Below are 13,760 nucleotides of genomic sequence, written 5' to 3'. Positions count from 1 at the left end.
GGTCCCTACGGTGTTCAGTTGCCTTCGTAGAACAGGTGATGATCGCCACCCTCCTTGTTTATCTTGGCATACCGCTCCATGGACTCCGGATAGCCGAGGCTGCCGTCGGGACGCTGCACTCTCGCGTTGTCCCAGCCGAAGTTGACGAGCTCTCGGGTGTCGTCGATCTTCGGTTTTCCGGCATGGAAGTGCGGGCCCGCCGGGTCGTGGGTGTGCTCGACGACCACACGCGAGCCGCTCTCGGTTTCGAACTGCCGGAAATTGCCCCAGTGCGCCGGGTCGGGTGAATAGACGTAACCCGGCACGTGCTTCAGCTGCTTGTCCCCGGTGACCACCCACTCGGCGATGGGTTCCTCGCCGTGACGAACACCGGCGAGGTCGAACGCCGCCTTTTCCGCATCCGCGCGGTTGTCGAAGGGGTTGCCCTTCTCGCCACGCGGATACGGGCTGAGTCCGAGGGGGTCGGACCAGGTGTGGGGGTTGTGGACGTAGGCGACGGGATTGGGCGCGGGAGCGAGCCCGAGGGGGTCGGGGGTGAGGTAGCGCGCCGTTTCCGGGTCGTAGTGGCGGAACAGGTTGTAGTGCAGGCCGGTTTCCGGGTCGTAGTACTGACCGGGGAAGCGGAGCGGGGTGTAGGCGGTGCTGGAGCTGCTCCAGGCGGTGGTGCCCCAGAGGGTGGCGCGGGAGCGCCAGGCGATGTCGCCGTCCTGGCCGATCAGCTCGGTGGGGGTTCCGACGAGGTCGGTGGCGATGGCGAAGAAGCGCCGGTCCACCTCCTCCTGCCGGGTGTCCGCCGTGAGGAGGCGTTCGGTCTGCGAGAGGGGGACGCCGGACCGGTGGTCCCAGGTGAGGGCGACCGCGCTGGGCAGGTCCGGGTGGTGAACGGTCTGTTCGCAGAGGGTCATGCCGTCCCATGCGAACCGGGTCTCCTCCACCACGGTCTCGTCGTCCGCCAGACGCTGCTTGGCGACGCGGCGGCCCAGCGGATCGTAGCGGTAGCGCCAACGGGCGCCGTCCGGGGTGATCACCGAGGTGAGCCGGTTCTCGGCGTCCCACGCGTAGCGCCAGGTGTCGGGTCGGCGGGACAGGCGGGTCTTCTGCCGCAGGGTGATGCGGCCGAGGGCGTCGTGTTCGAAGCGGACCGCTCCGGCGCGGGTGATCGCCGTGCCGGCGTAGGTCCGCGGTCCTGTGGCTTCGTTGCCGGGGTGGGAGGCGGGCCAGGACGCCTCGGTCAGGTTGCCGCTCGCGTCGTAGGCGTACCGCTCGGTCCACCCCTGCGCGTGGACGGCGGTGACGTGGCCGACCGCGTCCAGGTCGAAGGTGCGGGTGCCCGACAAGAGGTCGCTGACCGAGCTGAGGTGGCCGTCCGGGCGGTAGGAGTAGGCACGGCTGTTGAGGGTGCGGCCGCCGGCGGTCAGGTGGCTGGCGGAGAGCCGGCCGGCCTCGTCCCAGGCCGAGGTGACGGTGAGAGGGTCGGTGAAGTCCGCGAAGACACGGGCCGTCTCACGACCCGCGACGTCATGGGCGAAGACGACCGGGGACCCTCCGGAGGTCAGGCGCTCGGGACGGCCACTGGCGTCGTAGGCGTACGTGGTCACGTGGCCGGTGGGGGTGATGCGGCGGATGCGGCGGCCCGCGGCGTTGTACGCGTAGCTCATGACGCGGCCGTCGACGAGTTCGGACTTGACCCGTCCCCGGCGGTCGTAGGTGTAGAGCAGCTCGCTGTCCGGGCCGGACGCCTGGAGGAGACGTCCGGCCCGGTCGTAGCCGTAGGTGGTCACCTGGCCGTCGGCGTCCTTCCGGATCACCTGGCCGAGCTGGTCCCGCTCGAAGGAGATGACGTGGCCGAGCGCGTCGGTTCGGGAGACGAGCTGTCCGGCGGCGTCGAGGCGGTAGCGGAGGGTGCGGCCGTCGAAGTCGGTCTCCGACACCGTGCGGCCGGCCGCGTCGTACGCGTAGGTCCATCGCGCGCCCTGCGGGTCGGTGACCCGGACGAGCCGCAGCGAGGCGTCGTACCCGAATTCGTACCGGCTCCCGTTCGGCTGGACGCGCGCCGCCACCAGGTCGAAGTGGGTGTATTCGAAGCGGGACACCCCGCCGACCGGGTCGGTGTGGGTGAGGCGGTTGCCCTCGCCGTCGTAGGTCCACGACTCGGTGACGCCGTCCGGCGCCTCGCGGCGGACCAGATGGCCGTCCGCGTCCCACTCGAGACGCGTGACGCCGCCCGTGGGGTCGGTGACGTGGTGGGTGTTTCCGAGGGCGTCGCGCTGGAGCAGAGTGGTCCCGCCGGCCGGGTCGACGACCTGTTCGGGCCGGCCCATGGCGTCGCAGCGGACCGTGGTGACGGCTCCCAGCGCGTCGGTGATCGAGGTCAGGCATCCCCGGGCGTCGTAGGCGTACCGGACCGTGTGGCCGGCCGGATCGGTGACCGTCACCCGGTTGCCGCGCTCGTCGAAGCTCTGGAGCCAGCGGCTGCCGTCCGGGGCGTGGAGGTCCGTGTACCTCCCGAACGGGCCCGGTTTCATGGCGAGCCGGCTGCCGTCCGGGCGGAGCACCGCGACCATACGGTCGTTCTCGTCGTAGGTGTGGGTGGTGGTGCGGCCGAGCGGGTCGGTGCGGGTGAGGAGGTTCCCGCGGGTGTCGTAGGTGAACCGGGTGGTGTGACCGAGCGGATCCGTGGTGGCCAGGACGCGGCAGCCGGGGCCGATGAGATGGCGGGTGCTGTGCCCCTCGGCGGTGGTCAGCGTGGTGACGCGGTGACCCGTCTCGGGGTCGGGTTCGGTGTAGGCGAGGGTGATCTGGATGTGGCCGGCTTCGCCGCCCTCGGCGACGACGCGGTCGCGGTCGTCGTAGACGTAGTCGTAGCGGCTTCCGTTGGAGTCGATCCAGGCGATGACGCGGTGGCGGTCGTCGTAGAGGAAGGTGGTGACGGCACCGGACGGCTTGGTGACCGTGGTGAGGTCGCCGTCCTGGTAGCCGTAGTGCATCAGGGGCAGGTCCGCGCCGTTCTCGCCCGCGCCGGCCAGGGACAGGGCGGTGACCAGGCCTTCGGCCGTGGTCAGTGTCACCCGGTGGCCCGCCGAGTGGACGAGCGCCAGCGGCAGGCCGTCCTCGCCGCGGTCGACGGTGAGGGTGTGGCCGTTGGGCTCGGCGACGGTGGACAGCCAGGCCGTGCCGTCGCCGCCCGGCTCGCCTCCGGGCGGGGCGGTGAAGTGGCGGGTCAGGCCGGTGTCGGGGTCGGTGAGGGTGAAGTCGCCGTCCGCGTCCCGGGAGAGGAGCGTGCGGGAGCGGCCCGACTGCGGCCGGGTGGGCAGGCCGGGGACCGGGTGCGGGTAGGGGACGAGCAGACCGTCGGCGGTGACGTGGACGACGCCGATGGCGTCGATCTCCAGCCGCTCGTCGACCGTGGAGGTCCAGGAGACGCCGAGGAAACGGCCGGCCGTGCAGCCCGACTCGGTGCGGCGGGTGAACACCAGGGGCAGGACGCCCGGGACCGCGAGGTCGGTCTGGGGCAGGTACATCCGGCCCGAGGCGAGGTCCACCGGGTCCGTGCCGTCGGTGACGCGCTCACCGTCCGGCCGACGGTGGGTGCCGTCCGGGGCGTCGTCGAGCAGTCTGCGCAGCCGTGCGGCGTCGGCGGCCTCCTCGGCGATGCGCACGCCCTTCACGGCGGCGCCGCCGCCTCCGGTGGCGGCCGTCAGTGCCAGGTCGGGGATCAGCCGGCCGAAGCCCTCCGCCGGGTCCTTCATGAAGTCGCCGATCATCTGCTTGCCGGTGCCGACCGGGTCGTTGGCGGCGACCACCAGACCCGCGGCCAGGCTGTTCAGCGACGTGGCGTACTCGGCCGGATGCGTGATGTTGTACGGGTCCATCGGGTTCACGCTGCGGACGAAGTTCAGGATGCCGGCCGTGCCCTTGATGATGCCGCCGCCGACATGGTCGCCCATGATCTGCAACTCTGCGAAGCCGTCGCCCAGTTGATCGGCGTAGTCCGGCTTCTTCGGGGCCATGTCGCGGGCGGCGGCGACGGCCGTACGCGCGGTCTCCGCCGTCGAGTTGCGCTGCTTTCGGGCCTCGGCGAGGAGGTCCTGGGCGTCCTGCATCAGCTTCTTGCCCGGATCGTCGAACGTCGCGGCGGGCTTGGGAGGCAGGGTGGCCGGGTCGCGTTTGTCGGAGGGCTGGGCGTTGTAGCGGTCGACGGCGCTGTTGTAGTCGTCGACCTTCTTGCGGTGGGCGTCGGCGGCGTCCTCGGAGGCCTTGACGCCCTTCTTCCACTGGTCGATCGCCGTCTGCGCCTGTCCCTGCGCCCAGGTGACGGTGCCGGCGAACGCCTCCAGCGCGGCGGCCGCCTTCGTGCAGGCGTCTGCGCCGGTGAACCACTTGGGCGGCTGGGTGCTCACCGCGGTGCGCACCGCTCCGGCCGTCTCGCCCTTGAGGCGGGAGGAGTCCAGGCCCTTGAGGCCCTCGCCGGCGCTGTCGAAGGCCGTCTGGAAGCCGCGGAGTTTCTCGGCGGTGGAGCGGATCTTGTCCGCGCTGCCGTAGATCAGCTTGGTCTTGTCCTCGGTCTGCCCGAGGTCCATCTCGTCGACCTCGGCGCCCAGCCGGTTGGCGACCGAACGGGACTGCTCGCGCACCCAGTCCGCGCCGGACTCCCAGCCGGCGTCGTCCAGCCGGTCCGCGGTCCAGTTCCCGGCGTCCTCGACCCGGTTGCCGACCCACTCCACACCGTCCTCGACCGCGTCCTCGACCGAGTCGGGCGTGATGTCACTGATGAAGTCGCCGATTCCCACGCTCAGTTCCCCCCGGACTCACCCTGCTGTTGCTGCGCGCGTTCCTCCGGCGACGGGCCGAAGGTGTCGTCCAGCGCCTGGTTCCACTGGTCGTCGGAGATGCCCATCGCGTCGTTCAGCATCTCCGACTGCCGGCCGCCCTGACCCTCGGTCAGCACCGTGCGGCCGGTGTCCTTCCACGTCTGCTCCATGTCCTGACCGGCCTTGTCCCACGACTCGGCGCTCCAGTCCGGGTCCAGATAGTCCGGCGTGAACACATCGCCCCAGTCCTGCTGGGTGATCTCCTCCTCGCTCGCGTGCGGATTGCCGCCCATCAGCGCGTTGACGCCCACCTTCAGCGAGCCCGCCACGTACTGGTCGTGCTCCCACTGGGTGCCCGCCGCCAGACCGAGGCGGTTCGCGATCTCGCTCGCGTCGTGCACCAGGGCGCGCACACCCCACTCCCAGCGCTCGCAGAAGTCCTCGAAGTCGACCGAGAGGCCGTGGTGTCCGGCCTCCATCCCGGTCATGGCCAGCTCCGAGAAGCCCTTGCCCATCACCGAACCGGTCGCGCCGCCGAGTTCACCGAGCTGCTCGATGGTGGCGCCGACCCCTTGCGTGAACTTCGCGACGGCTTCCTTGCCGAGCCGAAGGTCCGCTCCCTCACCGCTCATGACCGCGGCCCCTCTCCTGCCGCACCCGCACCCGCACCCGCACCCGCGTCGACGGCGACCGCGTCCGGGACGATGCCGACGACCGGCGGGAAGAACATCGACCCGTCCTCGGTGGCGATGTCGACCGCGAGCCCGGCCGGCTCACCCAGCGCGGGCACGATCTCGTCGACGATGCGGGCGCCCAGCAACGCCGCGTAGTCCATGGGCTGATCACCCGGCGCGTGGCGCAGGGCGAACCGCGCCAGGGCGGTCTCGTCGGTGAAGGCGCAGATCCACCGCACCCCGCCCGAACGCACCGACCACAGCCCCCCGTCCGACACCGGCACCAGAAGCACCGAACGCCTCATCTCACCGACCAGGGCACGGGGGTCGTCACCTCCCTCCCGCCGCCCGGCGATCCGCTCGGCAAGCTCCGTCCTCCGCCGCTGCACGGTTCCTCCCCGGTGGTCGTGGCCTGTTGGCACCGTAGAGCAGGACGATGGTGAGGGAGCGGGTGGTTCTCGTGAAGGTTGGCCCGCACCGGCCCCGGCAAGGGGGCGCGCCGCGGTGGAGGCGTCTGCTCCGGCGGTGCCGGGCCGGCGCGGGGGCGGTGGGCGCCCCCTCGCGGCAGTCGCCGTGGCGGCGGTGAATGCTCGCTCGCGGCAGTCGCCCTCGCGGCCGTGGACACTCCCTCGCGGCCGTCCCCCTCGCAGCGGTTACGGTGGTCAGGGGGCCGCCTGTGACCTGTGCGGTCTCCGGAGCCTGGAAGGAACCGACGAGATCATGTGCGACATCGTGGCCCGCGGGCCGGCGGAGGCGTGGGGATGAGCGGCAGCACCGAGGAACCCGTTCTCCTGCACCGGGCCGGCCGGGCCGCCCACCTCGTCCTCAACCGCCCCCGAGCCATCAACGCCCTGAACCACGACATGGTCGGCCGCATCGACCGCGCGCTCACCGCCTGGGAGCGGGACCCGGCCGTCGAGACCGTCGTGATCACCGGGGCGGGGGAGCGCGGACTGTGCGCGGGCGGTGACATCCGCGCCGTCCACGACGACGCCCGCGACGGCGACGGCACGGCCTCGGCGGCGTTCTGGCGCGACGAGTACCGGCTGAACGCCCGGATCGCCCGCTTCCCGAAGCCGTACGTCGCCGTCATGGACGGGATCGTGATGGGCGGCGGCGTCGGCATCTCCGCACACGGCAGCGTCCGGATCGTCACCGAGCGGTCGCGCGTCGCGATGCCCGAGACCGGCATCGGCTTCGTCCCGGACGTCGGCGGCACCCGGCTGCTCGCCCACGCGCCGGGTGAGCTGGGCATCCACCTCGGGCTGACGGGTGCTCAGATCGGCGCGGCCGACGCCCTGTTGTGCGGGCTCGCCGACCATTTCGTACCGTCCGCGTCGGTCCCGCACCTTCTGGAGGACCTCGCCGCCCACCCCGTACGCGACGCCCTCGCCCGCCATGCGCGGGCCGTGCCGCAGGGGGAGCTGGCCGGCCGGCGGGAGTGGATCGACGGCTGTTACGCCGCCGGCACCGTGGAGGAGATCGTCGAACGGCTCCTCGACCACGGCGACCCGGCGGCCAAGGAGGCCGCCGAGACCCTGCTCGCCAAGTCGCCCACCTCGCTCAAGGTCACCCTGGTCGCGCTGCGCCGGGCCCGGCGGCTCGGCACGCTGGAACAGGTCCTGGACCAGGAGTACCGGGTCTCCCTCGCCGCCCTGACCACCGCGGACCTGGTGGAGGGCGTCCGCGCCCAGGTCGTCGACAAGGACCGCAACCCGCGCTGGTCCCCGGCGACACTCGCCGAGGTCACCGACGCCGACGTGGAACGGTTCTTCGCGCCGCTGGGCGCTCGGGAGCTCGGGCTGGCGCCCGGGGCATGAGGCGCCGGACGCGCGACAGCCGCCCGGACGGACCCTCGCGGGCCGTCCGGGCGGCTGTCGGCGGTCGACGGAATCGGCCGGGGGTGACGGGCCGCGCCCGTCACCGCCCGTCACCCGTCGGTCAGACCAGGTCGAACCGGTCCAGGTTCGACACCTTGACCCACGCGTCGACGAAGTCCTTCACGAACTTCTCCTTCGCGTCGTCGCTCGCGTAGACCTCGGCGAGGGCACGCAGCTCGGAGTTGGAGCCGAAGACCAGGTCGGCACGGGTGCCGGTCCACTTGACCGCACCGGAGGCGTCACGGCCCTCGAAGGTGTGCTGGTCCTCGGAGGTGGACTTCCAGGTCGTCCCCAGGTCGAGCAGGTTGACGAAGAAGTCGTTGGTCAGCTTGCCCGGGGTCTCGGTGAAGACGCCGTGCGCGGTGTCCTGGTAGTTGGCGCCCAGGACGCGCAGACCACCGATGAGGACGGTCAGCTCGGGGGCGGTCAGGGTGAGCAGGTTCGCCTTGTCGAGCAGCAGGTACTCGGCCGGCAGACGGTTGCCCTTGCCCACGTAGTTGCGGAAGCCGTCGGCGGCGGGCTCCAGCGCGGCGAAGGACTCCGCGTCGGTGTGCTCCTGCGTGGCGTCGACCCGGCCCGGCGTGAAGGGCACCTCGATGTCGAAGCCGGCGTCCTTGGCGGCCTTCTCCACGGCGGCGGCACCGCCGAGGACGAGCAGGTCGGCGAGGGAGACCTGCTTCGCGCCGGAGTTGAACTCCGACCGGACGCCGTCGAGGACGCGCAGCACCTGGGCGAGCTGGTCGGGCTCGTTGACCTCCCAGCCGGCCTGCGGCTGAAGGCGGATGCGGGCGCCGTTGGCACCGCCGCGCTTGTCGCTGCCGCGGAACGTCGAGGCCGACGCCCACGCGGTGGAGACGAGCTGCGAGACGGTCAGCCCCGAGTCGAGGAGCTTGGCCTTCAGGGCCGCGACGTCGGCGGCGTCGATGGTCTCGCCCTCCGCCTGCGGCAGCGGGTCCTGCCACAGCAGCGTCTCCGCCGGGACCTCCGGGCCGAGGTACAGCGACTTCGGGCCCAGGTCACGGTGGGTCAGCTTGTACCAGGCGCGGGCGAAGGCGTCCGCGAACTCGGCCGGGTTCTCGTGGAAGCGCTTCGAGATCTCGCCGTAGATCGGGTCGAAGCGCAGCGAGAGGTCGGTGGTGAGCATCGTCGGCAGCTTCTTCGAGCCGCTGTGGGCGTCGGGGATGACCGCCTCGGCGTCCTTGGCCACCCACTGGTTGGCGCCGGCGGGGCTCTGGGTCAGCTCCCACTCGTAGCCGAAGAGGATGTCGAAGAAGTCGTTGCTCCACTGGGTGGGCTTGGTGGTCCAGGTGACCTCGAGACCGGAGGTGATGGCGTCGCCGCCCTTGCCGGTGCCGTAGGTGGACTTCCAGCCCAGGCCCTGCTGCTCGATGGAGGCGGCCTCGGGGTCGTCGCCGACGTTGTCCGCGGGGCCGGCGCCGTGCGTCTTGCCGAAGGTGTGACCGCCGGCGATGAGGGCGACGGTCTCCTCGTCGTTCATCGCCATGCGGCGGAACGTCTCACGGATGTCGCGGGCCGCGGCGATCGGGTCCGGGTTGCCGTTGGGGCCCTCGGGGTTGACGTAGATGAGGCCCATCTGGACGGCGCCGAGCGGGTTCTCCAGCTCGCGGTCGCCCGTGTAGCGCTGGTCGTCGAGCCAGGTGGTCTCGGGGCCCCAGTACACGTCCTCGTCGGCCTCCCAGACGTCGGCGCGCCCGCCGCCGAAGCCGAAGGTCGTAAAGCCCATGGTCTCGAGCGCGACGTTGCCCGTGAGGATCATGAGGTCGGCCCAGGAGATGGACTGGCCGTACTTCTTCTTGACCGGCCACAGCAGACGGCGGGCCTTGTCGAGGTTGCCGTTGTCCGGCCAGCTGTTCAGCGGCGCGAAGCGCTGCTGGCCGCGGCCGCCACCGCCGCGGCCGTCGCTGATGCGGTAGGTGCCGGCGCTGTGCCAGGCCATACGGATCATCAGCGGGCCGTAGTTGCCGAAGTCGGCGGGCCACCAGTCCTGGGAGTCGGTCAGCACCTCGGCGATGTCCTGTTTCACGGCCGCGAGGTCGAGGGCCTGGAACGCCTCGGCGTAGTCGAAGTCCGCACCGAGCGGGTTCGCGACGACGGGGTCCTTGGCGAGGATCTTCAGGTTGAGCCGCTCCGGCCACCACTGACGGTTCCCACCGCCCTGGGTGGGGTGCGCGGCGCGTCCGTGGGCGACCGGGCAGCCGCCCGTCTGCTCCTTCGCGTCGGTGACGATTGCGTCGTGGTTCTCGGACATGGGGGAATCCTTCCGAACTGGGGGGATCACGGTGCCGCGGTGTCGGCGGTGGAACAGTCGGGGCACAGGCCCCAGTAGATGACCTCGGCCTCGTCGACCGAGAAGCCGCGGCTGTCGGCCGCGGTCAGGCACGGGGCGTGGCCGACGGCGCAGTCGACGTCGACGACGACATCGCACGAGCGGCACACGAGATGGTGGTGGTTGTCCCCGACCCGCCCCTCGAACCGGGCCGGGCTGCCCGGCGGTTCGATGCGGCGGACGAGGCCTGCCGCGTGCAGGGCGTGGAGCGCCTCGTACACGGCTTGCAGCGAAATGTGGCCGACACGGTCACGTACTCCGGTCGCGATCGATTCGACGTCGAGGTGGTCGCCGACACGGACGGTTTCGAGCAGTGCGACGCGGGCGGCCGTCACCCGCAGGCCGGCACCGCGAAGCTCCTCGGCGGTGGTCGGAGTCTGGGGTGCAGTCATGGAGACAACCTACTTCCATAAACACGAAGAGTTCAAGAAAACGAGCACTCCAAGTTTGGTGTGTCGTAATTGAGGGGTCTTGTACCGTTATAGAGGTGCGCACGGGGCTGGTGGTGCGGTATGGGGTGGTGTCCCGGGCCCCACGGCGTCACCAGGTGCGCGTGTCAGAATGAGCGCCCCCCGTCCCTCGTTCGTCCGTCCGCACCGATCCATCGAGGACTCCCCGTGACCAACTCCGTGGCCCGCGAGCCGCAGCGACGCAATTCGCGGTCCAACCGGGCGCGCATCCTGGCCACCGCCCGCCGTGAGCTGGGCCGGAACCCGGACGTCACCCTGGAGGAGCTGGCGCGCGCCTCCGGTGTCGTACGGCGGACGCTGTTCGGCCACTTCCCCGGGCGCGCGGCCCTGCTGGAGGCGCTCGCGGAGGAGGCGTCCGAGGCGTTGCGCGGCGCGCTGGCCGTGGCCGCGGAGGCCGAAGGGCCGGCCGAGCGACGGCTCGCGCACTTCGTCTTCTCGATCTGGCCGGTCGGTGATCGCTATCGGCTGCTCCTGGCGCTGGCCCGGCGCGACCTGGGCGCCGAGCGCGTCGCCACGATCCTGGAGCCGGCCCGTGACGTGGTCACGGCCATCCTGGAGCGCGGCCAGCAGGACGGCGCCTTCCATGCCCATCTGCCGGCCGCCGTCCTGAGCGCGGGCCTGGAGGGCATGCACGTCGCGCTTCTGGAGGAGGTCAACACCGGGGCGCTCCAGGACGACGGCACCCGCACCGCGATCGCCACCCTCATCGCGGCCGGCCTGCCGCAGGCGCGGGCGCGCGAGGTGGTCGCCGAGGTCGCGGCCGCCGGGGCCTGGGGGGAGTCCGGCGGCGAGGACTGATCCGCGGGTTTCATCACCGTTCTTTCGAGGCGTCCGTGCGCGACAGGTGCACGGGCGCCTCTTTGCCGTGCCTGGAGGTGGCCGGGGGGCCGATGAGGGGGCGGGGGGAGAGGGGTCGGGGGTGACGGGGTGAGGGCCGAGAGGGCTGAGGGGGCGAGGGGTCGGAAGGGATCGCCAGGGTCACTCAGGCACGCCCTTATTTGCACAGTGATGAGCAATAATCTAGTCTGCACATCAGTGGGCAATTAACGCGTCCCCGAGGAGTTCCGATGCCCTTCCTTGCCACCACCCCGCTCGACCGCACCGCCGGGCCGTACGCGCGCCGCTGGTGGGCCCTGATCGTGCTGTGCCTGAGCCTGCTGATCGTCGTCATGGCGAACACCTCGCTGATCGTGGCCGCGCCCGGCATGACCACCGACCTGGGCCTGACCAGCAGCGACCTCCAGTGGGTCATCGACGGCTACACCGTCCCGTACGCCGCGCTGATGCTGGTCCTGGGCGCGATCGGCGACAAGTACAGCCGCCGCGGCGCCCTCGTCACCGGGCTGCTGGTCTTCGCGGGCGGCTCGGTCATGGGCAGCCTGGTCGACGAGACCGGCCTGGTCATCACGGCCCGGGCGATCATGGGTGTCGGCGCCGCCGTCGTCATGCCGGCCACCCTCTCCCTGCTGGTCGCGATGTTCCCCCGGCGGGAGCGCGCCCGCGCCATCACCGCCTGGACCGCCACCTCCGGCCTCGCCATCGCGGTCGGCCCGCTGGTCGCCGGCTGGCTGCTGGAGGACCACGCCTGGGGCTCCACGTTCCTGATCAACGTGCCCATCGCCCTGCTCGCCGTCGTCGGCGCCTTCATCCTGGTCCCGCCGTCGAAGGCGGAGGGCATGGGCCGGATCGACTACGTCGGCGGCCTGCTGTCGATCGTCTCGGTCGGCTCCCTGGTCTACGCGACCATCGAGGGCCCGCACTTCGGCTGGGGCGCCGGCCCGGTCACCGCCGCCGTGGTCGCGGGCGTCGGCCTGGTCGCCTTCGTCGCCTGGGAGCTGCGCCACCCGCACCCCATGCTGGACGTCCGCAAGTTCGCGCTGCGCCCCTTCAGCGGCTCCATGCTGGCGGTGCTGTTCTTCTTCTTCGGCACCTTCGGCGCGATCTACTACTCCACCCAGTTCCTCCAGTTCGTCCTCGGATACGACGCCCTGGAGACCGGCGTACGACTGCTGCCGCTCGCCGGAGCCGTGTTCCTCGGCGCCGCCGTCACCGGCAGGCTGACCCCCAGGCTGGGCGTGAAGCCGATGGTCGTCGCCGGCATGCTGATCGGCACCGCGGGGGTCTTCCTGCTCACCCGGATCGAGACGGGCTCCACCTACGCCGACTTCCTCGCGTCGATGATGATGCTCGGCTTCGCGATCGGCCTGAGCGTGTCCCCGGCCACCGACACGATCATGGGCACGTTCCCCGAGAACGAGCTGGGCGTGGGTGGCGGCGCCAACGACACCGCGCTGGAGCTGGGCGGCTCGCTCGGCATCGCCGTCCTCGGTTCGCTGCTCGGCACCGCCTACCGCGACAAGCTGACCGACCTGATCGGTGGCCACCTCCCGGCCGCCGCGCTGGACACCGCCAAGGACTCGGTGGGCGGCGGTCTCGCGGTCGCCGGACAGGTCGCGAAGGATCCGGCCGGCGGGGCGCAGCAGGCCCAGGCCCTGGTCGAGGCCGTCCACGAGTCCTTCGCCCACGGCGTGGCGCGGACCAGTCTGATCGGCGGGATCATCATGGCCGCCGGCACCCTGGTCGTCCTCGCGGTCCTGCCGGGCCGCCGGGGCGCCGCCAAGGCAGCGTCGCAGCCGGCGGATCCGACGGAGCCGACGGAGCCGACGGAGCCGACGGCGGAGGAACTGGCCGACGCGCGGTAGGCGCGCGCAGGCTTCGGAGGCCGTCCGGCGAGGCCGTCCGGCGAGGCCGTCCGGCGAGGCCGTCCGGCGAGGCCGTCCGGCGAGGCCGTCCGGCGAGGCCGTCCGGCGAGGCCGTCCGGCGAGGCCGTCCGGCGGCCCCGCCCCGATCGTTCCGGTCGGGCGGGGCCGCCGGACGGCCTCGCCGACGTTCCGTGCGAGGCCCCCACCGCATCTTGTGCGCGCGGGCGCCGACCCTTCTTCGTGCGGGCCGGCTAGCCGGGGGCCGGCGCTTCCTCCTGGTGGGCCGGCGTCTGCCGGTGGTCGTCCGGTGTCGCCGGGGCGGCCTCGTGCAGCCCCGGGACCAACCCGCGTACCGCGGCCCGCTGTTCGGGCCCCATCACATGGCCGAGCGCCCCGGCGACCGTCTCGGCGAGTGCGCCGGAGGCCTCCCGCAGCAGGCCTCGGGCCTTCTCGGTGAGCGCGACCTCGACGCCCCGCTTGTCGCCGCACGCCGACCTGCGGATGACGAGGCCGGCGTGCTGGAGGCAGGCGATCTGGTAGGTGAGCCGGGTCTTGGGGCGGCCCAGCAGCTCGGCCACGCGGGTCATCCGCAGACCCTCGCGGGGGTGCTCGGCCAGCAGGCAAAGGATCAGGAACTCGTCGTGCGAGACGTCGAGCCGCTCCTTCACCACCGAGCGCAGCCGCTGTTCCACCGCGCCCGTCGCGGCCAGCAGCACCATCCAGGCGCGCAGCTCGGGGGGCAGTAGGCCGGTACCCGGCATGGAGGGGCATTGGGGCAGGTCGCTGGGGTGCTCCTCGGGGTCTGCCATGCCGTCGATTCTATCCGTTGTCCAAATTTGCAGTACCGGGTTGTTCAGATTTGGATTACCGACTAAC

At 71.8% G+C, this 13,760-nt stretch carries 9 protein-coding genes; 3 read left to right on the top strand and 6 right to left on the bottom strand.

Annotated elements, in window-relative coordinates:
- Positions 1-14: 14 nt before the first annotated feature.
- The 3 genes from IE275_RS29335 to IE275_RS29325 are packed head-to-tail and all read right to left on the bottom strand — an operon-like array spanning position 15 to position 5,790.
- Positions 15-4,790: a putative T7SS-secreted protein gene (locus IE275_RS29335; RefSeq protein ID WP_189714613.1), complete on the bottom strand. Its 4,776-nt coding sequence runs from the start codon at positions 4,788-4,790 to the stop codon at positions 15-17.
- Positions 4,791-4,792: 2 nt separating this feature from the next.
- Positions 4,793-5,443, bottom strand: a complete 651-nt coding sequence (locus IE275_RS29330; RefSeq protein ID WP_189714611.1) for a hypothetical protein — start codon at positions 5,441-5,443, stop codon at positions 4,793-4,795.
- On the bottom strand, positions 5,440-5,790 hold the full coding sequence (locus IE275_RS29325; protein ID WP_373299309.1) for an SseB family protein: 351 nt from the start codon (positions 5,788-5,790) through the stop codon (positions 5,440-5,442). The genes IE275_RS29330 and IE275_RS29325 overlap by 4 nt, the downstream gene beginning before the upstream one ends.
- Positions 5,791-6,246: 456 nt before the next feature.
- Here IE275_RS29325 and IE275_RS29320 point away from each other — a divergent pair, with 456 nt between their 5' ends.
- Positions 6,247-7,305, top strand: coding sequence for an enoyl-CoA hydratase/isomerase family protein (locus IE275_RS29320; protein ID WP_189714607.1), 1,059 nt, complete (start codon positions 6,247-6,249; stop codon positions 7,303-7,305).
- Between the two features lie 121 nt (positions 7,306-7,426).
- On the opposite strand, the gene katG is transcribed toward IE275_RS29320, so the two are convergent.
- Together katG and IE275_RS29310 are read right to left on the bottom strand one after the other, a co-directional pair.
- The gene (gene katG, locus IE275_RS29315; protein WP_189714605.1) at positions 7,427-9,634 is read right to left on the bottom strand and encodes a catalase/peroxidase HPI; all 2,208 of its coding nucleotides are present in this window, start codon (positions 9,632-9,634) and stop codon (positions 7,427-7,429) included.
- A 26-nt stretch (positions 9,635-9,660) separates the two neighbouring features.
- Positions 9,661-10,104 carry a Fur family transcriptional regulator gene (locus IE275_RS29310; RefSeq protein ID WP_189714603.1) on the bottom strand — a complete coding sequence of 148 codons (444 nt, stop codon included), beginning with the start codon at positions 10,102-10,104 and terminating at the stop codon, positions 9,661-9,663.
- 225 nt (positions 10,105-10,329) lie between these two features.
- Here IE275_RS29310 and IE275_RS29305 point away from each other — a divergent pair, with 225 nt between their 5' ends.
- A complete protein-coding gene (locus IE275_RS29305; RefSeq protein WP_189714601.1) occupies positions 10,330-10,980 on the top strand; it encodes a TetR/AcrR family transcriptional regulator in 651 nt (216 codons plus the stop codon).
- Positions 10,981-11,249: 269 nt separating this feature from the next.
- Positions 11,250-12,884: an MFS transporter gene (locus IE275_RS29300; RefSeq protein WP_189714599.1), complete on the top strand. Its 1,635-nt coding sequence runs from the start codon at positions 11,250-11,252 to the stop codon at positions 12,882-12,884.
- Between the two features lie 251 nt (positions 12,885-13,135).
- Here IE275_RS29300 and IE275_RS29295 read toward each other — a convergent pair whose 3' ends face one another.
- Entirely contained in the window at positions 13,136-13,693 is a 558-nt protein-coding gene (locus IE275_RS29295) for a MarR family winged helix-turn-helix transcriptional regulator (RefSeq protein WP_189714597.1), read from the bottom strand.
- Positions 13,694-13,760 lie beyond the last annotated feature (67 nt).

This window comes from Streptomyces phaeofaciens, assembly GCF_014648915.1.
In the GTDB taxonomy this organism is placed as follows: domain Bacteria; phylum Actinomycetota; class Actinomycetes; order Streptomycetales; family Streptomycetaceae; genus Streptomyces; species Streptomyces phaeofaciens.
The sequence above is the reverse complement of the archived record's forward strand: the minus strand, read 5'-3'. Positions and strand labels throughout refer to the sequence as shown.

Excerpts from the sequence above, each read along its gene's own strand:
- IE275_RS29310 (WP_189714603.1), bottom strand. The coding sequence starts at position 10,104 with ATGACTGCACCCCAGACTCCGACCACCGCCGAGGAGCTTCGCGGTGCC.
- IE275_RS29295 (WP_189714597.1), bottom strand. The coding sequence starts at position 13,693 with ATGGCAGACCCCGAGGAGCACCCCAGCGACCTGCCCCAATGCCCCTCC.
- IE275_RS29330 (WP_189714611.1), bottom strand. The coding sequence starts at position 5,443 with ATGAGCGGTGAGGGAGCGGACCTTCGGCTCGGCAAGGAAGCCGTCGCG.
- IE275_RS29320 (WP_189714607.1), top strand. The coding sequence starts at position 6,247 with ATGAGCGGCAGCACCGAGGAACCCGTTCTCCTGCACCGGGCCGGCCGG.
- katG (WP_189714605.1), bottom strand. The coding sequence starts at position 9,634 with ATGTCCGAGAACCACGACGCAATCGTCACCGACGCGAAGGAGCAGACG.
- IE275_RS29325 (WP_373299309.1), bottom strand. The coding sequence starts at position 5,790 with ATGAGGCGTTCGGTGCTTCTGGTGCCGGTGTCGGACGGGGGGCTGTGG.
- IE275_RS29300 (WP_189714599.1), top strand. The coding sequence starts at position 11,250 with ATGCCCTTCCTTGCCACCACCCCGCTCGACCGCACCGCCGGGCCGTAC.